This window comes from Streptomyces sp. NPDC002958, assembly GCF_055563255.1.
Window position 1 is genome coordinate 121,187 of the sequence record NZ_JBVHDS010000009.1, and the last position, 25,944, is coordinate 147,130.

Genomic DNA, 25,944 nt, shown 5'->3' on the forward strand with positions numbered 1-25,944 from the left:
TCCCAATGATTCCCGTATGTCGCCCCTGCGGGCGATATGCGGCGCGTCATTTTATCAATGAGGTCGGGCAGTTGCTGTAAAAGTTGACCACGAATTGAAATGGTCAATCGCGGGGATGTGTGTCCGGCGTGGAGACGCCTGTGTGCCGGACGTGCGGCGGGCCGGCCTGGGGCGGGGACCGCGGTCCCCGCCCCAGGCCGGTGTCGTCGATGCGGATCGGGTGCGGCTCGGGCTCGGCTACCAGGTGAACGATGCGGACTGGTTGGCCGTGGCCACGCACGGAACCGTGGCCGACGTCGGGGACGAGGCCACGATCTGCAGTGACCAGTTGGTGGCGCTCGGAGGAGTGGCCAGCACCACGGAATTCGTGCTGTCACCCGCCGCCAGGGTGCCGGAGGTGAGCTTCAGCGGGCCCAGGGTGATCGGGTTGCCGCCGCTCATACCGGGGTTGGTCTTTCCGGAGAACTGCACCTGGCTGGTGACGCCGCCCGAGGTCTTGGTGAGCTTGAGCGTCGTCGTGATGCTGTTCGGGTCGGCGCTGGTACCGGCCGGCATCCTGATCGCGGTGGACGTGATCTTGATGGTCTTGGCCGTGCCCGAGTCGGCCGCGGTCAGGGTGGCGAGACCGCTGCCCCAGGCCCCGCAGTCGTACGTGGCCGTCGCGGTGAGCGGGGTCACCGCCTGGGCCGTCGGCGCCAGGGCGAGCGCGGCGGCCGCGGAACAGGCCGCGGCGAGCACGAGCGGGACGCGGACGCGTCTTCGGTTCGACGGCCGTACTCTCGACGGCCATAAAGAAGTGATCGACATGACGGGAGGAACTCCTTCCGGTTGAATTCAGCAGATTCGAAGAAATCGCCGTATGCGATCTCCTTGCGGATCTGCGTGCCGGGCCCGGCATGTCGGGTGCAGTGAAACTGTGATCTTCAGAGATGTCAAGAGATGTCAACCGATGCGTGGAAAGTGCTTGCAGAAATGCTTTTCGGGCGTTTCAGGTAACGATCATTCTCCGGATAAGGATCAGTCAATTCTCTCTTGACTTCTCTGCGTGCGGCCTCCTCAATGTGCGCAAATCAATGGGCCATGGAGGGGTGTCTGGTGATCCGACGACGAAGACCCGGTGTGACCGGGTTGCTCGCTGCCTGCTTCGTGCTGTCCCTGAGCTGCGTCGGGGCCACCGCCCAGGCAGCCGGGCCGGCCGGGCGACAGGCCGCCGGTACGGTCACCCCGACCGTGCACTGCACCCTGCCCGCCGGTCAGGGCGAGGCGACCGGCCCGCAGGAGATGACCGTCGAGCTGTCGCCCGCGGTCGTCGCCCCGGGCGGCAAGGTGCACGCCGAAGTCACGCTCGGCCCGTCCCCCGCCACCAGCCAACTCGCGCTGGACGACGTGCCGACCATCCCCAGCCTCGACCTCGTCATGTCCGGCGGGGCCACCGGCACCGTCACCGTGCGGGGCGCCGAGTTCACGATGGACATCCCGGCCGGGAAGCCCATTGAACTCCCGCCGTACGAGGGTGACTTCCTGGTCCCGGCGGACGCCTCCGGCGAGATCTCCCTCGCCCCGGTCCGTACGCTGACACAGACCAAGGTGCTCGGCTCGGTCTTCGAGACGCCCTGCGACGTGGTCGACGGGGGCGGCTCCATCGGCACCGTCACGGTGGAGGGCACCGGCTCCGAGCCCGCCACCCTGACCGCCCCTGCCGATCCCGTACGTCCCAACACGCCGGTGACGTTGGGTGGTTCGGGATGGACGCCGACCGGCGCACCCGTGCCTTCGCTCTGCGCGGTGGGCGGTGGTGGCTGCGATCCGCTGAAGTTCAAGGGTCACACCCTCACCATCGACAGTTACGGAACGCTGCACGGCACGGCCACCCTCGCGGAGGCCGGGGCGGTGCCGGACGGTGCGTACGAGGTGAAGGTCAACGACGGTACGAAGGAAGCCACCGCTCCCCTCACCGTCAGGGCCGTCGCGGCCGGCGACCGCGAGATCTCGCTCTCGCGGAGCAGCGGACCGGTCGGCAGCGTGATCACGGTCAGCGGAAAGAACTACAACCCGGACCGCTGGATCAATGTCATCGGCCTCGACGCGACGGGCACCGGGCTCGACGACAGCGCGGTCTACGTCAAGAGCGGCTCGGACGGCACGTTCGCCGTCGAGTTCACCGTGATCTCCGATGCCGTCGTCGCCGTCCAGGCCGACGAGGGCAACGACCCCGCCACCGTACGGACCACCCCGTTCACCGTCACCACGGACGGGGGAGGGGGCGGCGGCAGCGCCGATCAGAAGCTGAACACCTCGGTCCGGGCCGGGACGCTGTCCATGGTCCAGGACGGCGACACCGTCGACTTCGGTACGACGGTGCTGGGCACCGGCAGCGGTGTGCAGCGCTCCCGGCTCAACCGGGTCGAGGTGGAGGACGCCCGCGGCGTCAACAGTGGCTGGTCCCTGACCGCCACCCTCACCGGTTTCACCAGCGCCGACGGGGACACCATCCCGGCGGGCGCCGTGCGGTGGACGCCCAAGTGCACGGCGCAGAACGGAAGCGTGGGGGTGCCGGTGGCCGGATCGCCCGCCGCGCTCGGGAGTGAAGCGGCAAGCCTCTGCCGGATGAATCCGGACGGGTCCCGTCCGTTCACCGGCGGCCGGTTCGACGCCGACGCCGATCTCACACTGACGGTTCCCGGTTCCACCCGGCCCGGAGATTACAGCGCCACCCTGACACTCACTCTTCTCTGAGAGCCGCCAGGGGAAAGTCCCGGAGACGCCCGCCTGCTCCGTATCGCAAGGGAGCAGGCGGGCGTCGCCATTTCGAATACGCAGAATTCCCGTAGTCATGGAGGAGTCAGATGCTCGCCCGACCGAGATCGAGAAGACTGTCGAGACGAACGGAAAGAAAGGGTGCGGTGTTGCGCCGCGCCGTCGCCCTCACCGCAGGGGCCGTGCTCGCCTGGACCGGTGGGACCGTCGCACTCGCCCCCGCCGCCCACGCCGGTACGGTCACCCCGACCGTCCACTGCGCCCTGCCCGCCGGACAGGGCGAGGCCACCGGGCCGCAGCAGATGAGCGTCGACCTCTCACCGGCCGTCGTCGACCCGGGCGGCAAGGTCCACGCCAAGGTCACCCTCGGCCCGTCCCCCGCCACCAGCGGACTCAGCCTGAGCGATGTGCCCACCACCCCCAGCATCGACTTCGCCATGTCGGGCGGCGCGACCGGCACGGTCACCGTCACCGGACCCCAGATCAACCTCGACATCCCCTCCGGGAAGCCGATCGAGATCCCGCCGTACGAAGGGGACTTCATCATCCCCGCCAGTGCGAAGGGGCCGATCTCCTTCACCCCGGTACGCAATCTGACGCGTACGAAGGTGCTCGGCTCCACCTACGAGACCCCGTGCGACGTGATCAGCGGCGGCGGTTCCATCGGCACCGTCACCGCCGAGGGCACCGCGGGCCTGCCCGCCACCCTGACCGCGCCCACCACCGCCGTCCGGCCGTCCACCGCGGTCGCCCTGACGGGCAGCCTGTGGACCGCCGGTGCCACCCCCGTGCCCTCTCTGTGCGCGGCGGACGGCGGTGGCTGCGACACCGGTAAGTTCGCCTCCAGCACCCTCGCCATCAGTAGCTCGGGGGAGCTGACCGGAAGCGCGGTGCTCGCCGCCGCGGGCACGGTGCCCGACGGCTCGTACCTGGTGAAGGTCGGCGACGGTACGAAAGAGGCGACCGCACCCCTGACCGTCAAGGCGTATGTTCCCGGCGGGCCACGGGCCATCGCGCTCTCCCGCGCCGGGGCGCCGCTCGGCAGCGTCGTCCAGGTGACCGGCAGCAACTACTTCCAGGACCAGTGGATCAACACCGTCGGCCTGGACGCGAGCGGGGCGACGCTCGACGACACCGCCGTCTATGTGAAGAGCACCCCCGACGGCACGTTCAGCGCCGACTTCACCGTCTCCGACCCGGCCATCGTCGCGATCCAGGTCGACGAGGGCAACGACCCGGCCACCGTACTGACCACACCGTTCACCGTGACCGACGCCTCCGCGACGCTCTCCGCGGGCGCGGCGAAGGTCAAACCCGGCGGAACGCTCACCCTCTCCGGAGGCGACTGGCCGACCGGCACCACACCCACCGCCGCGCTCTGCGCCGCCGACGGCAGCGCCTGCGACAGCGCCCGGATCAGCGGCTCCACCCTCCGAATCAACGCCGACGGAACGCTCGCCGGTACGGTCACCGTGTCCGGATCCACCCCGCGCGCCGTGTACGCGCTCCAGGTCACCGCGGGAGGAGCGCAGGCCCGCACCCCGCTGACGGTCGCCCCGACCTTTGTCGTCCTCACCCCGTCGGCCGGGCCGAAGGGCACCGCCGTCACCGTCCTCGGACAGGGGTTCGCGAAGGTCGCCACCGTATCCATCGTCGGGCTGCGGGCCGACGGATCGCAGACGTCCGACCCGGTGAGAACGAAGGTGGTCGGGCTGGACGGGGCGTTCTCGCAGACCTTCACGGTCAACGCCACCGACACCGTCGCGATCCGGGTCCGGGAGGTCCTCGTCAACCCGCGCACCGAGACGGCGGCGTTCACCGTCCAGGACGGGACCGTCCCCGCCGGACCGTCCTTCGCGCTCTCGCCGCCCGAGGGGCCCGTCGGCACGGTGGTCCAGGTGGCCGGCCGGGGCTTCGCCCCCGTCGCCACGGTGTCGGTGACCGGCCGCACTGCGGACGGGAAGCAGACCTCGGACTCGTATGTCACCCGGGTCATCGGACTCGACGGCACTTTCGCCCTCAACTTCACCGTCCGCGACCCCGCGACGAAGGCGATCAGGGCCTGCGAGGTGCTTGTGAACGGAAAAATTGTGCAACAGTCGTTCACGGTGAGTTGACGCCCGTTCGCGTCCGGTGTGCGGAGCGACGCCGAGCTATCGGCCGACCTGGACGCGCGTAGACGTCCAGGTTGCGGCCGAGGCTGCGCTGACCGGCACTTATGCTTCACCGCCGCAACTCCGCTTTCGCTGACGCCCGGATTCTGAACGAGGTCTTCCGCTGAGCGGACTGGCTCGCTACTGTCCTAAAAAATGAACGCTTCGTGGCAACGCCGCCGCGGAGCGCAGTCGGTGCCTTGGCCAGGCCGGCGGCTTCTCCGTGTGTCGCCGCTGGGACGGCGGCGCACGTTCCATGGGAACCAGCCGCCGCCGCTCACCAAAGAGGAGAGGGCGTCGTGACCGCGGAGACCTCCCAGACGCTCGACCGGGGACTGAGGGTCCTCAAACTGCTCGCCGACACCGATCACGGCCTGACCGTCACCGAGTTGTCCAACAAACTCGGCGTCAACCGGACCGTGGTCTACCGTCTGCTCGCCACGCTGGAACAACACGCCCTGGTACGCCGCGATCTGGGCGGCCGGGCCAGGGTGGGCCTGGGTGTGCTGCGCCTGGGCCGTCAGGTGCATCCGCTCGTACGGGAAGCCGCGCTGCCCGCGCTGCGGTCCCTCGCCGAGGACATCGGGGCCACCGCCCATCTCACGCTGGTCGACGGCAGCGACGCGCTGGCGGTCGCGGTCGTCGAGCCGACCTGGACCGACTACCACGTGGCCTACCGGGCCGGCTTCCGCCATCCGCTGGACCGGGGCGCCGCGGGCCGGGCGATCCTCGCCGCCCGCCAGAAGCCGGTGGGCGAGACCGCCCTCACCCTCACCCACGGCGAACTGGAAGCCGGGGCGAGCGGGGCCGCGGCCGCACTGGTGGGGGTGACGGGGGTCGAGGGCAGCGTGGGTGTGGTGATGCTCACGGACTCCGTACCCGAACGGGTCGGCCCCCGCGTCGTGGACGCGGCCCGCGAGGTGGCGGACGCGCTCCGGTAGCCACCGGGGTAGCCGATCCAAGTCCGTCGGGATGGGCCGATCCAAGTCCGTCGGATGGGCCGATCCAAGTCCGCCGAGCAAATCAAGCCTGCCCGCATCCAGGCCCGTCCGGGTATCCGAGCCTGCCTGTCCGCATCCAGGCCCGTCCGCATCCAGGCCCGTCCGCATCCAGGCCCGTCCGGCGTTTGAGGGCGAAGCGGCCGGCCAGACGGCCGCGGGTGCCCCCACCGCCCCGCCCGCACCAGCGCCCCGGCGGTTAGATTGGGCGGGTGCTCACTCGTCTCTCGCGCCCCCGCACCCTCGCCCTGTGCGCCCTGCCAATCCTCGCCCTGTTCGGCGTGGCCGCATTCGCGCCGCTGCCGTTCACGCTGGCGCAGCCCGGCACGACCGCGAACGTGCTCGGGGACGATCACGACACCCCCGTGATCAGCATCAAGGGCGCGCCCACCCACCCCACCAAGGGCGAACTGCGGATGACGACGATCCTCGCCACCGGTCCCACCGCCGATGTCGGCGTCGGCGATGTGATCGACGGCTGGTTCCGTACGGACCGGGCGGTCATGCCCCGCGATTCCGTCTACCCGACCGGCGGCTCCGAGAAGGAGATCGAGAAGCACAACCTCGAAGACATGAAAAAGTCGCAGAACTCCGCCGTCGACGCGGCCCTGAACTACCTCGACATGCCCAAGGGCTCGGTCGACGTCACCCTGCACCTCGCCGATGTGGGCGGCCCCAGTGCGGGCCTGTTCTTCGCGCTCGGCATCGTCGACAAACTCGACGGCGGCGATCTCACCGGTGGCCGCACCATCGCGGGCACCGGCACGATCCAGGCGAACGGCGAGGTCGGCCCGGTCGGCGGGGTGTCGCTGAAGACCCAGGCCGCGCACCGCGACGGTGCAACCGTCTTCCTCGTCCCGAAGGCCGAGTGCAGGGAGGCGAGCGTCGAGCTCCCCGAGGGGCTCCGGCTGATCCCGGTCACGACCCTGGAGGGCGCGGTCTCCTCGCTCCAGGCGCTGGAGCAGGGTCGCAAGGTCCCGAGCTGCTGACCTCGGCGGCCGACGACGGTACGGAGGCCTTCGCCGCCGTGTCCCCGGACCCGGACCCGGCCCCGGAATCGGCGGTGTCCATCGTGCGCCACACCGGGAACACCAACGGGCTCAGCGTCGCCAGCAGGTACACCGTGCCCATCGCCAGCAGCGCGCCTCTCACGCCTGCGCTCTCCACCAGCAGGCCGGCCGCGAGACCGCCCACCGGCATGGCCAGTTCGCCGCCCGCCGTGAGGACCCCGGAGACCCGGCTGCGCAGCTCGTCGGGCACGCTCCCGTAGATCACCGTCGTCAGGATCGGGTTCAGCACCCCGCCCGCGATGCCGCTGAGCGCCATGGTCACGGCGAGCGGCAGCGTCGTCCCGGTCAGTGCCGCGACCGCATACCTGGGCGCGCCGCACAGCACCACGCACACCGTGAAGACGGCCCGTCGCGAGAAACGGTGCCCGAACGCCCCGTACAGCAGTGCCCCGGTCAGCCCGCCCGCGCCGAACAGTGCGGTGAGCAGCCCGATGTCCCTGGCCCCGCCCAGTTCGGCGGAGGCGTGCACCGGCAGCAGGACGGCGTTCCAGCCCTGATCGGTGCCGTTCATGAAGAGGACCATCACCACGACGGCCAGCAGCAGCCGGTTGCTCAGCAAGTAGGTGTATCCCTCGCGCAGTTCGGCGCGGTACGCCCGCAGCGAGACGGGCGCCGCGGCCTTGCGGGGCTCGGCCGCGCGTACCCCCCTCACCCCGGCCACGATCAGCAGCGCGGACGTCAGGAACGTCGCGGCATCCAGCAGCAGTACGGTCTCCGCGCCGACCAGTGCGATCAGTACGCCGGCCAGCGCCGCCCCGACCATCCGGGCGCCGCGCGAGACGGCGTCGAAGAGGCTGGCGGCGCGGGCGAGGGTGGTGCCGGCGTGTTCGGCGAGATCCGGTACGAGGACGTAGCGGGCCGTGTTGCCCGGGGTGTGCAGGAGTCCGCTGACCGCCATCAGCGCGCACAGCGTCCAGAACGCCAGGGCGTCCGCGTAGTGCAGCAGCGGGATGGCGGCCACGGCGACGCCGCACACCAGGTCGGAGGCGACGGAGACCCGGCGGCGTCCGATCCGGTCGATGACGGGTCCGCCGATCAGTGCGGAGACGACGATCGGCAGAGTCGCGCAGAAGGCGACGACGCCGGCCCGTCCCGCGCTGCCCGTGGTCTCCAGGACGAACCACGGGACACCGATGAGAGTGAGTGAAGTACCTGCCGTGGATATGGAGTTGGCGGACAGTACGGCGATGAGCGGTGTGCGGTTCCGGTCTCCCCGGCCGGTCATGCCGTACCGGGCACGACAAAGGTGCGGTCGGTGTGGCGGGGCAGGATGCGCAGCCCCACCTCGACGAGAACCCAGCCCAGTCGGGTGCGCAGCCCGGTGCGCGACGCAGTCGGCGCAAGGTGTGACTCCGCTGCCCGCTGCCGTAGTTCGGCGGCGCGCTGGTGGTGCAGCAGTAAATGCGTTTCGGGGTGCATGGCGGTGTCCTTCCGGTCGGAGGGGCTCGTTGCCCGGCGGGCTCGTTATTCGGCAGGGCGAGGGAAGAAGTGCACATGGCTGCGGACGGTGGCCGAGCCCTCGGTACCCTCCGGGACCCGGTCCCGGTAGCTCTCGATGAGGTCGTGGATCTTCTCGATCAGCTCCGAGGAGAGATCGGGGGTGAGACGCACCTTGAAATCACTGACGTCCCAGCCGCGCTGCCACTCCTCGGGCCATTCGTGCATCGTGCCGAGCCAGGTGTTCAGTTCCTGGGCGTGCGCGGTGGCGATCTCGTGGAGTACGACGCCGATGGCGCCGCGCACCTCGGGATCCGGGTGGCTCAGGAACCTGTCGCTGTTGAAGGCGGTGCCCGTGTGGGCGGCCCGCCACCAGCGTTCGCGGCCCTTGCCGCGTTCCGGGTCGTCCTCGACGAAGCCGTACGCCGCCAGTTGCCTGAGGTGGTAGCTGGTGGCGCCGCTTGACTCGCCGAGCCGGTCCGCGAGGCCTGAGGCAGTGGCGGGGCCGAACTCCCGCAGCGCGCTCAGCAGTCGCAGTCGCAGGGGATGGGCGAGCCCGCGCAGTGTGCGGGCGTCGACCATGTGGACGTTCTGATCGTCGGCGGGGCTGTCGCCGCCGTCCTCTGTTGCGGACATGACTCAACCGTAGAGTTGCAAAGCTCGCTTTGCAACAGGTTCTTTGCAACCACTTCTTTGCGTTCTGCCCCGGAGTACCGCCGGCGGCCGCAGGGATTCATCCCTGCTTGATGAACCCCTCCTGGATCAGCCAGTCCTTCGCCACCCCGTGCGGGTCCTGCCCGTCGACATCCACCTTCGCGTTGAGCACCTGGGCGACCTCCGTCGTCAGCTTCCTGCTGAGAGGGTCGAGCAACTGCGCGATCACGGGGTACTTCTGATAGGTCTTGGTGTGGATGACGGGTGCCGCGTTGTAGTTGGGGAAGAAGTGCTTGTCGTCCACGAGCACTTCGAGGTCCATGGCCTTGATGCGGCCGTCCGTGGTGTACACCTCGCCCAGCAGGCAGGAGTCGGCCTTCGAGACCTGGGTGTAGATGATCCCGGCGTCCATCTTCTTGATGTTGGCGGCCGGCAGAGACATCCCGTATGCCTTCTCCATGCCCGGCAGCCCGTCGTCGCGCGAGGCGAACTCGTTCTCCACGCAGATCGTCACCGCCGACGGGTCCATCTTCGCCAGTGCGGCGACATCGGAGAGCGTCCTCAGGTGGTACTCCGAGTTGTTCTTCCTACTGATGGCGAGCGCGTAGGTGTTGTTGAGGGTGGATGGCGTCAGCCAGGTCACGCCGTTCTTCCGGTCCTCGTCGCGGACCGCCTCCCACTGCTTCAACGGGTCGGCGATCGGGTTCGCATGGCCCAGATAGGTGATCCAGCCGGTGCCCGTGTACTCGTACATCGCATCCGCGTCGCCCTTGATGATCGCCTCGCGCGCACTGATCGAACCGGGCAGGTTCGTCCGGTCCAGGACCTCCGCACCGGCGGCCTTGAAGACCAGGCCGATCATCTCGCCCAGGATGATGTTCTCGCTGAAGTTCTTCGAGGTGACGGTCAGCGAGGCGCCGTCCAGGGGCTGCCCACGGCCGACGGAGCCGGGCACCACGTCGTCCACCATCGGCGAGCCGCTCTTCAGTCCGCACCCGGAGAGCGTCAGCGCCAGGGCCAGCGCCCCCACGAGCCCGGCACGCACCTGCCGCGGGCCCATCTCACCCCACCTCCAGTCCACGTGGCGTCAACGCCACCTCGACCAGCGAGGCCAGCCAGTCCACCAGCAGCGCCAGCACCACCGTCAGTACGGAACCGAGCACCAGCACCGGCATCCGCTGGGTCTGGATGCCCGAGGTGATCAGGTCCCCGAGGCCGCCGCCACCGACGAAGGTGGCCAGGGTCGCCGTGCCGACATTGAGTACCAGCGCCGTCCGCACACCGGCCAGGATCAGCGGCACGGCGAGGGGCAGTTCGACCTTGGTGAGCGTCCCCATCGCCGACATGCCGATGCCGCGCGAAGCCTCGACCAGGCTCGGTTCGATCGCCTTGAGACCGGCCACCGTATTGGAGAACACCGGCAGCACCGCGTAGATCACCATGCCGATGATCGCGGTCGACGGGCCGATGCCCAGCCAGATGACCAGCAGTGCCAGCAGACCGATCGCCGGGGTCGCCTGCCCGATGTTGGCGACCGCCGTGACCAGCGGGGCGCCCCTGCGCAGCGCGCGCCGGGTCAGTGCGATCCCCAGCGGGATGGCGATGATCAGCACCCAGAAAGTCGAGATCGCGGTCAGCCTCACATGCTGCCACCAGCGCAGCCGCACGTTGCCGCCGGTGAGCGAGTTCCTCGCGATCGAGTCGAGGTGGGTGTTGGTGATCCACAGATAGGTGATGGCCAGGACGATCGCGAGCGCGGCCGGCAGCAGCACCAGGTTGCGCCAGGTGATCCGGCGCCGCGGTGCCGGTGGCGGTGGGGGTTCCTCCTCCTCGTCGCGGAAGGCGTGGCCCCTGACGTCGTGATTGCCGGGCGGGCGGTCCTTGTCGGACGCGGGTGCCGGTCGGGGGGAGCGCGGAGTCCGCGCCGATTCGGGATTCCGCGGGGATTCGGGATTCATGAGCCCGCACCGCCCTCCAGCTCCACCTCGGTCTGGTGGGCGCGCATCTCCTCCAGGTCGTGCTGGTGCTCGATGGCGGCGAGCCGGTCGGCCTCCAGCATTTCGTGGACGGAATTCATCAGGGTCTGCATGTCGACGACCCCGATGAACTCGCCGCGCCGCCCGGTCACCGCGACCCGCCCGCCGCTGTCGATCAGCACCGCCTCCAGCGCGTCGTGCAGCGTCGCGTCGCGCGTCACCGTGTCATGGACCAGCTGCCCGGCACGCGCCAGTGAACCCCGGGCCCGCATCAGGTCGCCGCGCCGCAGCCACTTGTACGGGCGGTTCCTGCGGTCCAGCATCAGGAGTTCGTTGTGCATACTGCTGCGCAGCTTGTTGAAGATCGACTGGAGCGGGTCGTCGACCGTCACCGTCGGGAACTGGGCCATCTCCACATCCCGTACGCGGGTGAGGTTGAGCCGCTTCAGCGCCGCCCCGGCGCCGACGAATCCCGAGACGAAGTCGTCCGTCGGGTTGGTGAGGATCGCCTCGGGGGTGTCGAACTGCGCGATGTGCGACCGCTCCCGCAGTACGGCGATCCGGTCACCCAGCTTGATCGCCTCGTCGAAGTCATGGGTGACGAAGACGATCGTCTTGTGCAGCTCGTGCTGGAGCCGGATCAGCTCGTCCTGGAGGTGGTCGCGGGTGATCGGGTCGACCGCGCCGAACGGCTCGTCCATCAGCAGCACCGGCGGGTCGGCCGCCAGTGCCCGTGCCACACCCACCCGCTGCTGCTGTCCGCCGGACAGCGCACGCGGATAGCGCCCGTGGAACTCCCGCGGATCGAGGCCGACGAGATCGAGCATCTCCTCGACCCGGTTCTTCACCTTCGACTTCGACCAGCCGACCATTCTCGGTACGAGAGCGATGTTCTCGGCGACCGTCATGTGGGGGAAGAGCCCGGACGCCTGGATCGCGTAGCCGATTTTGCGGCGCAGCTTCACCGGGTCGATGTCGGTGACGTCCTCGTCGTTGATCCTGATCCGCCCGGACGTCGGCTCGATCAGCCGGTTGATCATCTTCAGGGTGGTGGATTTCCCGCAGCCGGACGGGCCGACGAAGATCACCATTTCGCCGGCCTTGATGTCCATCGTGACGTTGTCGACCACCGGGTTCGGATTGCCCGGATAGCGCTTGGTCAGGTTGTCCAGGTGGATGGTGGCGCCGGAAGCGGTCTTCGTCGCTGCGGCGGCCGTGCTCGCGTCGGCGGGGTCGGCGTTCCCGGAGCCGGTGGTCTCAGACACGAATCCCCCTAGGAATGGTGAGTCGCCCGAGCAGTACGTACGCGGCGTCCAGGAGCAGGGCGAGGATGACGATGCCGAGCGTGCCGGCGAGCACCTGATTGAGCGCGTTGGCGCTGCCCAGCGAGGCGATGCCGCGGAAGATCTCATTGCCCAGGCCGGGCCCCGAGGCATACGCGGCGATGGCGGCGATGCCCATCAGCATCTGTGTGGCGACCCGGATGCCGGTCAGGATCGGCGGCCAGGCGAGCGGCAGCTCCACCCGGAACAGCCGGGCAGGCCGCGACATCCCGATCCCCTTCGCCGCGTCGACGAGCGACGGATCGACGCCGCGCAGCCCCACGATGGAGTTGCGGACGATGGGCAACAGCCCGTACAGCGTCAGGGTGATCACCGTGGGCGCGACCCCGAGCCCGACCAGCGGGATGAGCAGACCGATCGCGGCGAGGGACGGGATGGTGAGGATCATCGCCGTCGACGAGATGGCCAGTGACCCCGCCCATCCGCTGCGATAGGTGACGACTCCGATCAGGATGCCCAGCACGGTGGCGATGACCATGCACTGGAATACCGCACTGACGTGCTGGTACGCGTCGGTGAGCAACTGCTGGTGCTGGTTGCCCAGGTATTCCCAGAAGCTCACACGCCACTCCTCGACTCAGTCGTTGTCCCCCGCGGCCTGCTCGACGAGCGGGATGACGCGCAGCGGCACCGGGTTCTCCATGACGATGGCCGTGGAAGCCCGGACAATGCCATCAAAACCGACAACCCGGTCGATCACCCGCTGGAGATCGGCGTTGGACCGCGCGACGAGACGGCAGAGCATGTCGCCGTGCCCGGTGGTGGTGTGCAGCTCCAGCACCTCCGGAACACCGGCCAAGTGGGCCCGTACATCGGCGCCTTGACCCTGCTTGATCTCCAGGGTCGCGAACGCGGTGACGGGGTAGCCGAGAGCCGCCGGATCGACGGTCGGGCCGAATCCGCGGATGACTCCATTCGACTGAAGCCGGTCGAGGCGCGCCTGCACCGTCCCGCGTGCCACGCCGAGCCGGCGCGATGCCTCCAGGACGCCGATACGGGGTTCGCGGGCCAGAAGTGCGATGAGCCGCCCGTCCAGATGGTCGATCGCCATGGTGCGCCTCCAGGGGGTCGGTGTGGTGGTCATCATGTACAGATAGCCCGGCCATCATGTCCATCCGCTGGGCAGATTGCCCAGCGGATGGGCGAACTGTTGCGCACCTTGCGAAGCGGCGAGAGCCTTCGCATATGACTGAGACTCTGCACACCACCCCCGAAACAGTCCGGCAGGCCGACCCCTTCCCGGTCAAGGGAATGGACGCGGTCGTCTTCGCCGTCGGCAATGCCAAGCAGGCCGCGCACTACTACTCGACGGCCTTCGGCATGAAGCTGGTCGCCTACTCCGGACCGGAGAACGGCAGCCGTGAGACGGCGAGTTACGTCCTGACCAATGGCTCCGCCCGTTTTGTCTTCACCTCCGTCATCAAGGCGTCCACCGACCACGGCCGCTTCCTCGCCGACCACGTCGCCGAGCACGGTGACGGCGTCGTCGACCTGGCCATCGAGGTACCGGACGCCCGCGCGGCCTATGCGTACGCGGTCGAGCACGGCGCCCTCGGCCTCGCCGAGCCGCACGAGGTCAAGGACGAGAACGGCACGGTCGTGCTCGCCGCCATCGCCACGTACGGCAAGACCCGCCACACCCTCGTCGAGCGCACCGGTTACGACGGCCCCTACCTGCCCGGCTTCGTCGCCGCGTCCCCGATCGTCGAGCCGCCCGCCAAGCGCACCTTCCAGGCCATCGACCACTGCGTCGGCAACGTGGAACTCGGCCGGATGAACGAGTGGGTCGGCTTTTACAACAAGGTCATGGGCTTCACCAACATGAAGGAGTTCGTGGGCGACGACATCGCCACCGAGTACTCCGCGCTCATGTCCAAGGTCGTCGCCGACGGCACCCTGAAGGTCAAGTTCCCGATCAACGAACCGGCGATCGCCAAGAAGAAGTCCCAGATCGACGAGTACCTGGAGTTCTACGGCGGCGCGGGCGTCCAGCACATCGCGCTCGCCACGAACGATATCGTCGCCTCGGTGCGCGCGATGCGGGCGGCCGGTGTCCAGTTCCTGGACACCCCCGACTCGTACTACGACACCCTCGGCGAGTGGGCAGGCGAGACCCGCGTCCCCGTGGAGATCCTGCGCGAGCTGAAGATCCTCGTCGACCGCGACGAGGACGGCTACCTGCTGCAGATCTTCACCAAGCCGGTCCAGGACCGTCCGACCGTCTTCTTCGAGATGATCGAACGCCATGGCTCGATGGGCTTCGGCAAGGGCAACTTCAAGGCCCTGTTCGAGGCGATCGAGCGCGAGCAGGAGAAGCGCGGAAACCTCTGATTTCGGGCAGACGATTTCGGGCAGACGGTTCCGGGCGGCCATGGAAATCGCCGGACGGCCCGCACACCGCGGACCCGTCCGGCGACTGAACCGACCCAAGAGTGAGGCGAAGAACCGCGACCCCCGTCAGCGGCGGCCCGACGCCTGCGGGGCCGGGGCCGGGGCCGGGGCCGATTCCGGGGCCGGGGCCTCGGCGGGCGCCTGCTGCTGCGGGGCCGGTGCGGCAGGCTGCGGCTTCGCGGACTCGGATGTATCCGGCTGGGCCTCTGCCGCGGGCTTGGGAGTCGCTGCCCGGTGGGGTGCCGCCGCGGGCCCTGCCGCCGTCGGGCGCTCGGGTGCCGCCGCGGGCCCTGGTCCCATCGGGCGCTCGGGTGCTGCCGCGGGCCCTGCTGCCGCTGCCCGGCCGGGCGCAGGGGCGCGCTCGGGTGCCGCCGCGCGCTTGGGTGCCGGGGCGGCCCGCATGCCCTGTGGGCCGCTTGCCGGAGGGCTTCCCAGGGAGTCCAGGGCCTTCCGGGCGGCCGGGCCTTCCAGCGGTGAGAAGTGCGCATTGGTGCGCAGGGCTTGCTCCAGATTGCGGCGCGCCGGACCGTAGTCCCCCAAGGCCTTCTGGATCGCGCCCAGGTGGGAGCTGTACAAGGCGTTCTGCCCACCCGTGTCGACCGCCCGCTCCGCGTACTCCAGCGCGGAGGACGAGTCGTCGGACAGGTGCAGCGCCCAGCCCAGCGCGTCCGCCACCGCCGCGCTGCGGTGCTGCCGGGCCCACTCCGCCTTCAGCACCTCCACCGCCGCCGCCGGATCCCCGTGAGCGGCCTCGAAACGGCCGCGCAGGAGCGCGTTGTCCACGCCCTGGCCGCCGTCACCCGAGAGGGTCTCGCGCAGCCGCGTGTACTGGCCCTGGGCATCGTCGTCCCGGCCCAGCGACTCGTACAACTCGCCGAGCTCCAGCATGTACTCGGGGCGCGGGAGGTCGGCCAGCGCCGCCTGGTAATCGCGCTCCGCCTCGTCCGTACGGCCGAGCGCCACCAGCGCCCTGGCCCGGCCCGCGAGCGACGGATGGTGGGCGCGGTCGGCCCGCAGCGCCGCGCCGTACTGCTTCACCGCCTCCTCGGGCTCGCCCCGCTCCCAGGCCAGTTCGCCCAGCAGGTACAGGCATTCCGCCTTCTGCGCCGGTGTGACGGCCAGATCCGCCGCGTCCTGCGCGTTGGCCAGCGCGTCCCCGCGCCAGCCGCGATCCCGGTACATCTGCGCCGTGCGCATGAGCGCCGAGGCGCCGGGGCGAAGGGCCGTGAACTTCTCCACCGCCGTGCCTGAGGCCTTGTACTCGCCGAGCCCGTTGTACGCGTCGATCAGGACCGGGTACACCGTCCACTGCTTCGGCTGTCGCGCCCGTACCGTCTCGCCCCACTTCTTCGCCGTGGCGAAGTCCTGCCGGGCATTGGCGAGCGCCGCGAGTGCCACCCAGGCCGCTGTGTTCCCGTTCTCACCCGGCTCGACGTCCAGCGAGCGCTTCAGCGCCTGCTCGGCCCGGCCGAAGTACGCCGCGTCCGCAGAACGCTGCCCCCACTCCACAAAGGCCTTACCGAGCAACGCCCACGACCGCGCGTCGGACGGATGCGTGCCCACCCACCGCTGCCGGTCCCCGATCAGCGCCGTCAGATCGGAGAGCGAGGCGGGATAGCCCATGTCCGACGCCTTCAGAGCACGCGAAACGGGACCCGGAGAGGGCGGCGGCGCGGACTTCTTCTCGTCCTCCGGCACGGCCACCATGGCACCCGTCACCAGCACCGCGCCCGCCACCACACCCATGGCCGCTCTGCGCAGCGTCGTACGCAGCGAGAGGGGTGGCAGCTCGGCCGACGACGCCGGGTCCATGGGCGCCGGGTCCATGGGTTCGGGGTCGGTTCCTGCGGGCTCAAGGGAAGGGCCAGGGGGAGAAACAGGGGGAGGCTTCGTCGAATCGACGGACTCCGGGGGCTGCTGCGGCATGACATCCATGCCGATCACTCTGCGTCAGTACGAAGAGCACACCGCGTCTTGCGAAGGCTGCGGCAGACGGGTTCACACCAATGGGCCCCGGGTGCCACGCTTGGATCATGATTGGTCTTCTCGAACAACTGCGTGCGGGGTTGCCGGTCGAGGCCCTGATCACCGATCCGGACGTCATCGCCTCCTACGCCCACGACATGGCGAGCTTCTGCGACGCGGGCACGCCGGCCGTCGTCGTGCTCCCGCGCACGGTCGAGCAGGTTCAGCACGTCATGCGCACCGCCACGGCCCTGCGCGTCCCGGTCGTCCCGCAGGGAGCCCGTACCGGTCTGTCGGGCGCGGCCAACGCCTCCGACGACTGCATCGTGCTGTCGCTGGTGAAGATGGACCGGATCCTGGAGATCAACCCGGTCGACCGGATCGCGGTCGTCGAGCCGGGCGTCATCAACGCGGTGCTGTCCCGGGCGGTCAACGAGCACGGTCTCTATTACCCGCCGGACCCCTCCAGCTGGGAGATGTGCACCATCGGCGGCAACATCGGCACCGCGTCCGGCGGGCTGTGCTGCGTGAAGTACGGGGTCACCGCCGAATACGTACTCGGCCTGGAGGTCGTCCTCGCCGACGGGCGGCTGCTCACCACCGGCCGCCGTACCGCGAAGGGCGTCGCCGGATACGACCTCACCCGGCTCTTCGTCGGCTCGGAGGGCAGCCTCGGCATCGTCGTCAAGGCCGTGCTCGCGCTGAAGCCCCAACCGCCGCAGCAGCTGGTCCTGGCCGCCGAGTTCCCGAGCGCGGCCACTGCCTGCGATGCGATCTGCCGGATCATGGAACGCGGTCACACTCCGTCACTCCTCGAACTGATGGACCGTACGACGGTCCATGCCGTCAACAGGATGGCCGACATGGGCCTCCCCGACACCACCGAGGCGCTTCTGCTCGCCGCCTTCGACACCCCGGACCCGTCGGCCGACCTGGCCGCCGTCGCCGAGCTGTGCACCGCGGCCGGCGCCACCGAGGTGGTCCCCGCGGATGACGCAGCCGAGTCCGACATGCTGCTCCAGGCCCGGCGGATGTCGCTCACCGCACTGGAGACGGTCAAGTCGGCCACGATGATCGACGATGTCTGCGTACCGCGCTCGAAGCTCGGCGCGATGCTCGAGGGCACCGCGGCCGTCGCGGAGAAGTACGACCTCACCATCGGCGTCTGCGCGCACGCGGGCGACGGCAACACCCACCCCGTCGTCTGCTTCGACCACACCGACGCCGACGAGTCCCGGCGGGCCCGCGAGTCCTTCGACGAGATCATGGCGCTCGGCCTGGAACTCGGTGGCACGATCACCGGCGAGCACGGCGTCGGCGTCCTGAAGAAGGAGTGGCTCGCGCGCGAGCTCGGCGAGGTGAGCGTCGAATTGCACCGGGGCATCAAGCAGGCGTTCGACCCGCTCGGGCTGCTCAACCCGGGCAAGGTGTTCTGACGGCCGGCCAGGGCCGCGCCCGCTCACGCGTCGCCGTCCTGCCACTCGTCCGACATCCACGGGTCGCTCAGCCACAGATCGTCGGCCGGCAGCGGCGCGAGCAGCTCGGCGAGAGCATCATCGATGCCGAGCTGCTCGGTCTCCGTACCCGGCGGAACCAGCCGCAGAGTCCGCTCCACCCAGGTGGCCACCGCGGTGGACGGCAACTCCAGAAGCGCGTCGCCGTCGGGCGAAGTCAGGGCCACGAAAATGACGTCGCGCCGGTCGACCTTGGTGGGCCAGATCCGCACGTCCCCCTGGCCGCACGGCCGGAACACGCCCTCGACCAGCAGATCGCGGGCGAACGTCCAGTGGACGGGGAAGTCGGAGCCGATGTGGAAGGCGACGTGCACGGCGTACGGATCCTCTGTGCGGTACGTCAGCCGGGCAGGGACGGGGATGCTGTGCTCGGGCGACAGGACCAGCTTGAGCTCCAGCTCGCGTTCCACGACGGTGTGCATGAGTGCGTCCTTTCGGTACCTGTGGGCCGGTTCCGCGACCGGCCTGCACAGGGAGAGAGCGCCCTCCCCGCCACCTATTACGCGACTTCTGGAAAAACTTTTGGGTGACCGGAAAGTGGCCCAAACTCCTGGACCGGCCCAGGGGTACGCGGGCGTCTGATAGATGTGGACCCGTTGTATTGAGGCCTCGAAGAGATACGGGACCACGGTGATGAGCGCCCCAACCCCGGCACCCGGTGACAAAAGCCCCCGCGAGGGGTACTACCCCGACCCGTCCATTCCCGGATATGTCCGGTACTGGAACGGCGCTTCGTGGGTGCCCGGCACGAGTCGGCCCGCCCCTCAGCAGGGCGAGACGATGCCCGCGGCGCCTCCCGGACCGTCGGCCGAACCGCAGCCGCAGCAGTCGGCCCCGGCTCCCACGACGGCCGATGCGCCGGTGGACGAGACCGGCCCGGTCTTCCTCGACGAGGAGTCGTACGCGGACAACCGCCCCGAACCGGCCACCGTTTGGCAGGCCGACGCCTCGCGGCAGACCGGCTTCGGCGGCGAACGCGACCGCCGGGTCTCCTGGGGCGGCACCGGGCAGCCCGGCGGGCAGAGCGATCCGGGCCGCCAGGACGATCCGGGCCGGCCGTCGGGTCCGGAGTCCGGGGCGGGGGCCGGACCGGGTCAGGATTCCGGCCGGGGGCAGGATTCCGGCCGGGATTCGCGTACGCCTGCGGACCGGGCCCCGGTCGATCGTGTGCCCGCGAACCGTGTGCCGGCCGACCGTGCGTCGGCCGACCTTGCTCCGGCCGACCTTGCTCCCGCAGTCCGGGAACCCGCCGGCCGTGCCCCTGCGGACCCCCGCCGGCCAGCCTCTCCGGATCCGACGGACGGTGCGCTGCCGGGCTTGCGTGACAGCAGCGGCCAGGCCCCCGAGAACACCGTTGCGATCCGGGTCGACCGCCCGGGCCGCCCCGGCGGCGCTGACGCGGGCGGACCGCCCGCCGACGGTACGGTCACGATGCGCGCCGTGGGACGGGGCGCCCGCCTGCCCGCTCCCCGGACGGCGGAACAGGCGCCTGCGGACGGGACGATGGCGATCCGCGCGATCACTCCCGAAACCGACGCGCGGCCCCCCGCCCCTGCCCCCGTGCAGAACCCGGCCCAGAACCCGGCCACCCGGAATCCCGCTACGGCCCCCGCCCCCGCCGAGCTCAACAGCCCTCTCACCCAGCGCCCCGGCGGCGGTGACGCCTCCTGGGTGCAGCAGGTCCACCAGCTCGCCCAGCCCACCCCGGCGTCCCTCCCGCAGCCGCAGCCGCAGCCTCAGCAACCCCAACCCCAACCCCAACCCCAATCCCACCTCCCGCTTCAGCCCCAGCAGCCTCAACCACAGCTCGGTGCGCAGGGTGGACAGCCGGATCAGCCCGTCGTGCCCTGGAAGCCCCCGGTCAACGACCACTTCCAGCAGCTCGCGCAGGCCCAGGCATCGGCCAGGCCCGCCGGTCTCGGCAAGCGGTTCGCCGCTCGGCTCGTCGACACGGTGGTGCTGGCCGCGCTCGTCGGCGCGATCGGCTTCCCGCTCGTTTCGCGGGCGATGGACCACATCGACGAGAAGATCAGCGCGGCGAAGCTGTCCGGTGAGACGGTCACCGTCTGGCTGGTGGACTCCACCACGGCCGGCCTGTTCGGTGGGGTGCTCGGCGCGTTCCTCGTGCTCGGCGTCCTGCTGGAGGCGCTGCCGACCGCGAAGTGGGGCCGTACGCTCGGCAAGAAGCTCTGCGGACTCGAAGTGCGGGACATCGAGTCCCACGGGGCCCCGTCCTTCGGCGCCGCGCTGCGCCGCTGGCTGGTCTACAGCGTGCTGGGCATCCTGGTGGTCGGGGTGGCCAATGTGCTCTGGTGCCTCTTCGACCGGCCCTGGCGCCAGTGCTGGCACGACAAGGCGGCGCACACCTTCGTCGCGGGCTGAGACCGTTCCCCCGAACGCACCTGAGCCGTTGCGGGCGCCCATGGGCCGGGGTGCACTGCCCCCATGAGCAACGATCAGCCGACGTCCGGTCAGCCGCCCGAGGACGACCCGTTCCTCAAGAAGCCGCAGGAGCCGACGGAGCCGCAGGGATCGCAGGGGCCGCAGGGGCCGCAGGGGCCGCAGGGACCTCAGGAGCCGCAGGGACCTCAGGGGCCTCAGGGACCGCAGGGACCGTCATCGGGTTCGCCCTACGACAGCGCTCCGCCTCCGCCGCCGTACGAACCCGGTGCCTACGGCGGTATCCCGTACGGGGGCGCTGATCCGCTGGCCGGTATGCCACCGCTCGCCGATCCCGGCAAGCGGATTCTGGCCCGACTGATCGACTTCCTGATCATCTCGGTCCCGCTGTACCTGATCTCGTTGCCGTGGGGCGGCGCGGTCGAGATGACGGACAACAAAGCTGACAACACCGACTTCAGCGATGTCTTCAGCCAGACGTACAGCGGACACCAACTGCTCTGGTCGCTGATCGGGCTCGTGGTCTACGTCGCGTACGACACGTACTTCGCGCACAAGGACGGCCGGACCATCGGCAAGCGGCTGCTGAAGATGCGGGTCGCGATGCTCAACGACGGCCGGGTGCCGGATACCGGTGCGGCGTTCCTGCGGGCCGTGGTGCTGTGGCTGCCGGCGCTGCTGTGCTGTGCGTGCCTGTGGTGGCTGATCAACATCGTGCTCATGTTCACGGACAAGCCGTACCGGCAGGGCGTCCACGACAAGGCGGCGAAGACGGTGGTCGTCCAGACCAACTGAGGCCCCGCTCACGGCCTCGGTCTCCGCACAGGCTCGGTTCTCGAACCCGTACGGAGACCGAGGCCGTTGTCCGTCAGTGCCGCAGGGAATGCTCGCCCAGGAGCTCGTTCACACGCGCCGCGGCACGCTGCTCGGCCGTGCGCGCCGCCGGGATCGGGGCATGGACCCCGTCGTGGGCGAGGCCCTCGGCCTCGACGGCGGCGGAGACCGCATCCTGGTTCGTTCGAACTGCGGCTCCGCCCCTCGCCGACTTCGCTGTTTTCGCCGGGGACGGGTGGGGTACGGTCACGGCCACCAGCAGGCCGAGCGCGAGCGCCGCGGTCCCGATGACGGCGATACCGAAGCCCGAACCCGTACGGGACAGCAGCAGCATGGCGAGGGTCGAGAAGACGACGGTGACCGTACCGTAGGAGAGCTGTGCAGCAGTGATACGCGGCATGGCGGTATCCGTCCTCGGGGCGTCGGATGGGCAGTCTCTCAACACGGTCGCGTGTCAAGCGACTCTATGACGGTGGATGCCCGAGAGAAACCGGTAGTAAGCACCACCTAACCCACGGTACCGGTGCACGGGGGGCGCACGGAGTCATACCGTGCCCCAAACGCAGTACGTGACGCGCCGGTTGCCCGCACGGTGAACGTCCGGATAACGGAAATGTGCTCCTGCATAGTGCACTTGGCCTGTTCAAGTCAAGGTCTGTCTTTTCTCGCGCAACTCCGGTCGAATGTCGTCACTTGTGACGCGTATCCGCGCGCGGCCGCTCCACACCACCCCAGGCCGCAGCCGCGGGCGCCGGGGAGGACTGCATCAAGTGACCACCAATAGACGGGCGCTTCGCGCCGCAGCGGTTGCCGTGGCCATGGCCGCCACCGCTGCCACGGCGTCAGCTTTTGCCACTGCCCAGGCAGATGACCGGACATCGGCCGCGAAGACGTCTGTAGTCGACCGCCGCGACCCGGGTTCGGGCAAGGGCGTCGAGCATGACCTCAAGGGCCCCTTCAGCGAGCAGCAGGCCGCGCAGCGTCAGGCCGCGCTGGAGCAGGTCCTGGCGGGCGACAAGAAGGTGTCGACGCGCAACGGCTCCAAGGTCGTCAAGCTCGACGACGAGAAGTACGTCGAGCTCGGCCGCGAGAAGACAGACAAGATCTTCACGGTCCTGGTCGAGTTCGGTGACCAGGTCGACAACACGACCATGTTCGACCCGGACGGCGACGGCCCCGAGCCGGCCGTTCCGAAGTACGGCGGCACGCCCGGCCCGGCGCACAACCAGATAGCCAAGCCGGACCCCAAGAAGGACAACAGCACCGCCTGGCAGGCCGACTACAACCAGGAGCACTTCCAGGACCTCTACTTCGGTGAGGGCGCCGGCAAGGACTCGCTGAAGACGTACTACGAGAAGACGTCCTCCGGGCGCTACTCGGTCGACGGCGAGGTCTCCGACTGGGTCAAGGTGCCGTACAACGAGGCCCGTTACGGTTCCAACTACTGCGGCTCCAGCAACTGCGCCAACTCCTGGGACATGATCAGGGACGGCGTGAACGCCTGGGCCGCCGACCAGAAGGCCAAGGGCCGGACGCCGGAGCAGATCAAGGCGGATCTGGCCACGTACGACCAGTGGGACCGCTACGACCACGACAACGACGGCAACTTCAACGAGCGCGACGGCTACATCGACCACTTCCAGGTCGTGCACGCGGGTGAGGACGAGTCGGCCGGTGGCGGCGTCGAGGGCGAGAACGCCATCTGGGCGCACCGCTGGTACGCGTACGGCACCAACGCCGGTGCGACCGGCCCGGAAGGCAACAAGGCCGGCGGTACCGAGATCGGTGACACCGGCGTCTGGGTCGGTGACTACACCGCGCAGCCCGAGAACGGCGGCCTGGGCGTCTTCGCCCACGAGTACGGCCACGACCTGGGCCTGCCCGACCTGTACGACACCACCGGCCGCGCCGAGAACTCGGTCGGCTTCTGGTCCCTGATGTCGGCCGGTTCCTGGCTCGGCACCGGCAAGAACCAGATCGGTGACCTGCCCGGCGACATGACCGCCTGGGACAAGCTCCAGCTGGGCTGGCTCAACTACGGCGAGGCCAAGGCCGCGACGAGCTCCATCCACAAGCTGGGCGTGTCCGAGTACAACACCGAGGACAAGCAGGCGCTCGTCGTCTCGCTGCCCGACAAGCCCGTCACCACCGCTGTCACGAAGCCCGCCGAGGGCTCCAACCAGTGGTGGAGCGACATGGGCGACAACCTGAACAACACCCTGTCCCGTTCGGTCGACCTGACCGGCAAGTCCCAGGCCTCCCTGGACCTCGCGGGCTGGTGGGACATCGAGAAGGACTACGACTACCTCTACACCGAGGTGTCGGAGAACGGCGGCACCAGCTGGACCGCGCTCGACGGCACGGCCGACGGCAAGGCGATCCCGCGCGACGCCAGTGACAAGCCGGCCCTGACCGATGTCTCCGGCAAGTACCAGACCCTCTCCTACCCGCTGGACGCCTACGCGGGCAAGAAGATCGACATCCGCTTCCGTTACACCACCGACGGCGGCGCGGGCGGCGTCGGCTTCGCGGCCGACACGATCTCGGTCAACGCCGACGGTGCCGTGCTCTTCACGGACAACGCCGAGGGTGACGACAACGGCTGGACCGCCAAGGGCTTCTCCCGCGTCGGCGAGTCGTTCACCAAGGACTACCCGCAGTTCTACATCGCGGAGAACCGCCAGTACGTCAGCTACGACCAGACCCTCAAGGTCGGCCCGTACAACTTCGGCTTCTCCAAGACCCGTCCGGACTGGGTCGAGCACTACCCGTACCAGAACGGTCTGCTCATCTGGCTCTGGGACACCTCCCAGAAGGACAACAACGTCTCGACCCACCCGGGCAAGGGCCTGATCCTGCCGATCGACTCGCACGCCAAGCCGCTGAAGTGGGCGGACGGCACGGTCATCCGCAACAAGATCCAGCCCTTCGACGCGCCGTTCAGCCGGTACCGGACCGACGGCTTCACGCTCCACAACGCCGACGTGCCGGTGAAGATCAAGTCGCAGCTCGGCATCCCGGTCTTCGACGACCACAAGGGAACCTACTGGTACAAGGAGAACAGGACCGGAAGTGTTCAGGTCGCTGACACGAACACCCGGATCACGATCGTCAGCGAGCCGCGCGACGGCTCGTCGATGATCGTCAAGGTCGGGGCGTCGCAGAAGTAGCCCCGTATCACCGCAGGTCAGAGCATGATCGGCCGTCGCCCTCTAGCGGGCGGCGGCCGATCATGTTTAGGTGCGTCTTGTTCAGATCCTTATTGACACGATGTCTCACGGGGGAGCGCGGACCATGGCAGGCGGAGGGTTCAGCAAGTTGCCGAACGGCAGTGTGGTCGTGGCGATCACCCTGATCGGTCCGACGGACGGCACGGTTCCCGGCACCCCGGTCCGGGTCCTGGTGCACGCGGCCAACCGGGCCCGCGCGCTGACCCGGCTGCGTAACCTGGGCCTGCGTGCCGTCTACCTCCGCGGCAACGCCGAACCACCCACCCCGGACGAGATCACCGCAGTGCTGCACCACCCGGACGGGGTGCTCTGGCGGGGAAGACCGGAGCGGGCCCAGGAGCTCTGGCACCCGATCCGGGCCCTGCTCCGCCCGGCGGTACCCGCCGTACCGGTCCGCCGTCCGGCCTGAGGCACGGCGGCGGTGCACGGCGGCGGTGCACGGCGGGTGGGAGCCCCGAGGACGGGGACTCCCTCCCGGCTACACCACGGGCCTGCCGGAAAGCTTCACGCCCGCCCTGCGGAGCTCCTCCAGCGTCCGCTCCGTGGTCTCCTCGGCGACCCCCGCGGTCAGGTCGAGCAGCACGTGCGTCGTGAAGCCCGCCCGGACAGCGTCCAGCGCCGTCGCGCGCACACAGTGGTCGGTCGCGATGCCGACCACGTCGACCTCGGTGACCCCGCGGTCCCGCAGCCAGTCGGCCAGCCCCACACCGTTCTCGTCGAGGCCCTCGAAGCCGCTGTACGCCGCGGCGTAGGCACCCTTGTCGAACACCGCGTCGATCGCCCCCGAGGCGACCGCGGGGGCGAAATTCGGGTGGAAGCCCACCCCCTCCGTACCGGCGACACAGTGCGCCGGCCAGGAGTGCTCGAAGTCCGGCTGCGCGGAGAAGTGGCTGCCCGGGTCGACGTGGTGGTCACGGGTGGCCACCACATGGCGGTACCCGGCCTGGGCCTCTCCGATCAGGTCGGTGATGGCGGCGGCGACATGGGAGCCCCCCGTCACGGCGAGGCTGCCGCCCTCGCAGAAGTCGTTCTGAACGTCCACGACGATCAAGGCGCGGTGCATGGCGGGTGTCCTTCGGTGGGGGACGGCCGGCGGTCATGGGGGGGCGTATTCGAGCCTAGAGACTCGGGAGCGGCTCCGGGAGGGGGCGTAGTCAAGCCGGTCCGGGATCGAGGCCGGTCCGGCGATCGAGGCCGGTCCGGCGGTCGAGGCCGGTCCGGC

General features: G+C 69.6%; 23 protein-coding genes. 10 read left to right on the forward strand and 13 right to left on the reverse strand.

All coding sequences use genetic code 11. From position 1 onward, the window contains the following. Positions 1–237: 237 nt before the first annotated feature. Complete coding sequence (locus ACZ3IC_RS18165) at positions 238–807, reverse strand: hypothetical protein (protein ID WP_467417348.1); 570 nt, start codon at positions 805–807, stop codon at positions 238–240. A gap of 312 nt (positions 808–1,119) precedes the next feature. Here ACZ3IC_RS18165 and ACZ3IC_RS18170 point away from each other — a divergent pair, with 312 nt between their 5' ends. The 4 genes from ACZ3IC_RS18170 (at position 1,120) to ACZ3IC_RS18185 (ending at position 6,897) form a co-directional block, all read left to right on the forward strand. Further along, positions 1,120–2,736 (forward strand): WxL domain-containing protein, encoded by a 1,617-nt coding sequence (locus ACZ3IC_RS18170; RefSeq protein WP_467417349.1) that lies wholly within the window; start codon positions 1,120–1,122, stop codon positions 2,734–2,736. A gap of 167 nt (positions 2,737–2,903) precedes the next feature. Beyond that, a complete protein-coding gene (locus ACZ3IC_RS18175) occupies positions 2,904–4,874 on the forward strand; it encodes a hypothetical protein (RefSeq protein WP_467417350.1) in 1,971 nt (656 codons plus the stop codon). Between the two features lie 335 nt (positions 4,875–5,209). Further along, a complete protein-coding gene (locus ACZ3IC_RS18180) occupies positions 5,210–5,851 on the forward strand; it encodes an IclR family transcriptional regulator (protein ID WP_467417352.1) in 642 nt (213 codons plus the stop codon). A 269-nt stretch (positions 5,852–6,120) separates the two neighbouring features. Next, positions 6,121–6,897 (forward strand): YlbL family protein, encoded by a 777-nt coding sequence (locus ACZ3IC_RS18185; protein WP_467417354.1) that lies wholly within the window; start codon positions 6,121–6,123, stop codon positions 6,895–6,897. Here the strand turns inward: ACZ3IC_RS18185 and ACZ3IC_RS18190 are convergent. From ACZ3IC_RS18190 to ACZ3IC_RS18225, 8 genes are all read right to left on the reverse strand, one after another. Further along, positions 6,827–8,203 carry an MFS transporter gene (locus tag ACZ3IC_RS18190; protein ID WP_467417355.1) on the reverse strand — a complete coding sequence of 459 codons (1,377 nt, stop codon included), beginning with the start codon at positions 8,201–8,203 and terminating at the stop codon, positions 6,827–6,829. The two genes, ACZ3IC_RS18185 and ACZ3IC_RS18190, sit on opposite strands and share 71 nt — an antisense overlap. Next, on the reverse strand, positions 8,200–8,397 hold the full coding sequence (locus ACZ3IC_RS18195; protein WP_467417356.1) for a hypothetical protein: 198 nt from the start codon (positions 8,395–8,397) through the stop codon (positions 8,200–8,202). The genes ACZ3IC_RS18190 and ACZ3IC_RS18195 overlap by 4 nt, the downstream gene beginning before the upstream one ends. Positions 8,398–8,442: 45 nt before the next feature. Continuing rightward, positions 8,443–9,051, reverse strand: a complete 609-nt coding sequence (locus tag ACZ3IC_RS18200) for a helix-turn-helix domain-containing protein (protein ID WP_467417358.1) — start codon at positions 9,049–9,051, stop codon at positions 8,443–8,445. Positions 9,052–9,148: 97 nt separating this feature from the next. Beyond that, positions 9,149–10,129, reverse strand: coding sequence for a glycine betaine ABC transporter substrate-binding protein (locus ACZ3IC_RS18205; protein ID WP_467417359.1), 981 nt, complete (start codon positions 10,127–10,129; stop codon positions 9,149–9,151). 1 nt (position 10,130) lies between these two features. Further along, positions 10,131–11,027, reverse strand: a complete 897-nt coding sequence (locus ACZ3IC_RS18210) for an ABC transporter permease (protein ID WP_467417361.1) — start codon at positions 11,025–11,027, stop codon at positions 10,131–10,133. Next, on the reverse strand, positions 11,024–12,223 hold the full coding sequence (locus ACZ3IC_RS18215; protein WP_467417574.1) for an ABC transporter ATP-binding protein: 1,200 nt from the start codon (positions 12,221–12,223) through the stop codon (positions 11,024–11,026). The genes ACZ3IC_RS18210 and ACZ3IC_RS18215 overlap by 4 nt, the downstream gene beginning before the upstream one ends. Positions 12,224–12,302: 79 nt before the next feature. After that, positions 12,303–12,950, reverse strand: coding sequence for an ABC transporter permease (locus ACZ3IC_RS18220; RefSeq protein ID WP_467417362.1), 648 nt, complete (start codon positions 12,948–12,950; stop codon positions 12,303–12,305). Positions 12,951–12,965: 15 nt separating this feature from the next. Then, positions 12,966–13,439 carry an Lrp/AsnC family transcriptional regulator gene (locus tag ACZ3IC_RS18225; protein WP_467417364.1) on the reverse strand — a complete coding sequence of 158 codons (474 nt, stop codon included), beginning with the start codon at positions 13,437–13,439 and terminating at the stop codon, positions 12,966–12,968. A 134-nt stretch (positions 13,440–13,573) separates the two neighbouring features. On the opposite strand from ACZ3IC_RS18225, the gene hppD reads away from it, so the two are divergent. Continuing rightward, positions 13,574–14,719, forward strand: coding sequence for a 4-hydroxyphenylpyruvate dioxygenase (gene hppD, locus ACZ3IC_RS18230; RefSeq protein ID WP_467417366.1), 1,146 nt, complete (start codon positions 13,574–13,576; stop codon positions 14,717–14,719). Positions 14,720–14,845: 126 nt separating this feature from the next. On the opposite strand, the gene ACZ3IC_RS18235 is transcribed toward hppD, so the two are convergent. Beyond that, positions 14,846–16,714 carry a tetratricopeptide repeat protein gene (locus tag ACZ3IC_RS18235; protein ID WP_467417368.1) on the reverse strand — a complete coding sequence of 623 codons (1,869 nt, stop codon included), beginning with the start codon at positions 16,712–16,714 and terminating at the stop codon, positions 14,846–14,848. A 98-nt stretch (positions 16,715–16,812) separates the two neighbouring features. Between ACZ3IC_RS18235 and ACZ3IC_RS18240 the strand changes: the two genes are divergently transcribed. Beyond that, the gene (locus ACZ3IC_RS18240; protein ID WP_467417369.1) at positions 16,813–18,180 is read left to right on the forward strand and encodes an FAD-binding oxidoreductase; all 1,368 of its coding nucleotides are present in this window, start codon (positions 16,813–16,815) and stop codon (positions 18,178–18,180) included. Between the two features lie 23 nt (positions 18,181–18,203). Here the strand turns inward: ACZ3IC_RS18240 and ACZ3IC_RS18245 are convergent, their stop codons facing one another. Beyond that, entirely contained in the window at positions 18,204–18,680 is a 477-nt protein-coding gene (locus ACZ3IC_RS18245; protein ID WP_467417370.1) for an SsgA family sporulation/cell division regulator, read from the reverse strand. Positions 18,681–18,891: 211 nt separating this feature from the next. Here ACZ3IC_RS18245 and ACZ3IC_RS18250 point away from each other — a divergent pair, with 211 nt between their 5' ends. Further along, positions 18,892–20,640 (forward strand): RDD family protein, encoded by a 1,749-nt coding sequence (locus ACZ3IC_RS18250; protein WP_467417371.1) that lies wholly within the window; start codon positions 18,892–18,894, stop codon positions 20,638–20,640. A gap of 63 nt (positions 20,641–20,703) precedes the next feature. Next, positions 20,704–21,453 carry an RDD family protein gene (locus ACZ3IC_RS18255; protein WP_467417373.1) on the forward strand — a complete coding sequence of 250 codons (750 nt, stop codon included), beginning with the start codon at positions 20,704–20,706 and terminating at the stop codon, positions 21,451–21,453. 73 nt (positions 21,454–21,526) lie between these two features. Here ACZ3IC_RS18255 and ACZ3IC_RS18260 read toward each other — a convergent pair whose 3' ends face one another. Further along, a complete protein-coding gene (locus ACZ3IC_RS18260; protein ID WP_467417374.1) occupies positions 21,527–21,892 on the reverse strand; it encodes a hypothetical protein in 366 nt (121 codons plus the stop codon). A 370-nt stretch (positions 21,893–22,262) separates the two neighbouring features. Here ACZ3IC_RS18260 and ACZ3IC_RS18265 point away from each other — a divergent pair, with 370 nt between their 5' ends. Further along, positions 22,263–24,662 carry an immune inhibitor A domain-containing protein gene (locus ACZ3IC_RS18265; protein WP_467417375.1) on the forward strand — a complete coding sequence of 800 codons (2,400 nt, stop codon included), beginning with the start codon at positions 22,263–22,265 and terminating at the stop codon, positions 24,660–24,662. A 124-nt stretch (positions 24,663–24,786) separates the two neighbouring features. Continuing rightward, a complete protein-coding gene (locus ACZ3IC_RS18270; protein ID WP_467417377.1) occupies positions 24,787–25,131 on the forward strand; it encodes a hypothetical protein in 345 nt (114 codons plus the stop codon). Positions 25,132–25,200: 69 nt separating this feature from the next. On the opposite strand, the gene ACZ3IC_RS18275 is transcribed toward ACZ3IC_RS18270, so the two are convergent. After that, on the reverse strand, positions 25,201–25,785 hold the full coding sequence (locus tag ACZ3IC_RS18275; RefSeq protein WP_467417378.1) for an isochorismatase family protein: 585 nt from the start codon (positions 25,783–25,785) through the stop codon (positions 25,201–25,203). Positions 25,786–25,944 lie beyond the last annotated feature (159 nt).

Coding starts and splice junctions, on each gene's coding strand:
- ACZ3IC_RS18255 (WP_467417373.1), top strand. CDS start 20,704: ATGAGCAACGATCAGCCGACGTCCGGTCAGCCGCCCGAGGACGACCCG.
- ACZ3IC_RS18200 (WP_467417358.1), bottom strand. CDS start 9,051: ATGTCCGCAACAGAGGACGGCGGCGACAGCCCCGCCGACGATCAGAAC.
- ACZ3IC_RS18235 (WP_467417368.1), bottom strand. CDS start 16,714: ATGGATGTCATGCCGCAGCAGCCCCCGGAGTCCGTCGATTCGACGAAG.
- ACZ3IC_RS18275 (WP_467417378.1), bottom strand. CDS start 25,785: ATGCACCGCGCCTTGATCGTCGTGGACGTTCAGAACGACTTCTGCGAG.
- ACZ3IC_RS18270 (WP_467417377.1), top strand. CDS start 24,787: ATGGCAGGCGGAGGGTTCAGCAAGTTGCCGAACGGCAGTGTGGTCGTG.
- ACZ3IC_RS18205 (WP_467417359.1), bottom strand. CDS start 10,129: ATGGGCCCGCGGCAGGTGCGTGCCGGGCTCGTGGGGGCGCTGGCCCTG.
- ACZ3IC_RS18260 (WP_467417374.1), bottom strand. CDS start 21,892: ATGCCGCGTATCACTGCTGCACAGCTCTCCTACGGTACGGTCACCGTC.
- ACZ3IC_RS18240 (WP_467417369.1), top strand. CDS start 16,813: ATGATTGGTCTTCTCGAACAACTGCGTGCGGGGTTGCCGGTCGAGGCC.
- ACZ3IC_RS18195 (WP_467417356.1), bottom strand. CDS start 8,397: ATGCACCCCGAAACGCATTTACTGCTGCACCACCAGCGCGCCGCCGAA.
- ACZ3IC_RS18225 (WP_467417364.1), bottom strand. CDS start 13,439: ATGGCGATCGACCATCTGGACGGGCGGCTCATCGCACTTCTGGCCCGC.
- hppD (WP_467417366.1), top strand. CDS start 13,574: ATGACTGAGACTCTGCACACCACCCCCGAAACAGTCCGGCAGGCCGAC.
- ACZ3IC_RS18190 (WP_467417355.1), bottom strand. CDS start 8,203: ATGACCGGCCGGGGAGACCGGAACCGCACACCGCTCATCGCCGTACTG.
- ACZ3IC_RS18210 (WP_467417361.1), bottom strand. CDS start 11,027: ATGAATCCCGAATCCCCGCGGAATCCCGAATCGGCGCGGACTCCGCGC.
- ACZ3IC_RS18250 (WP_467417371.1), top strand. CDS start 18,892: ATGAGCGCCCCAACCCCGGCACCCGGTGACAAAAGCCCCCGCGAGGGG.
- ACZ3IC_RS18245 (WP_467417370.1), bottom strand. CDS start 18,680: ATGCACACCGTCGTGGAACGCGAGCTGGAGCTCAAGCTGGTCCTGTCG.
- ACZ3IC_RS18165 (WP_467417348.1), bottom strand. CDS start 807: ATGTCGATCACTTCTTTATGGCCGTCGAGAGTACGGCCGTCGAACCGA.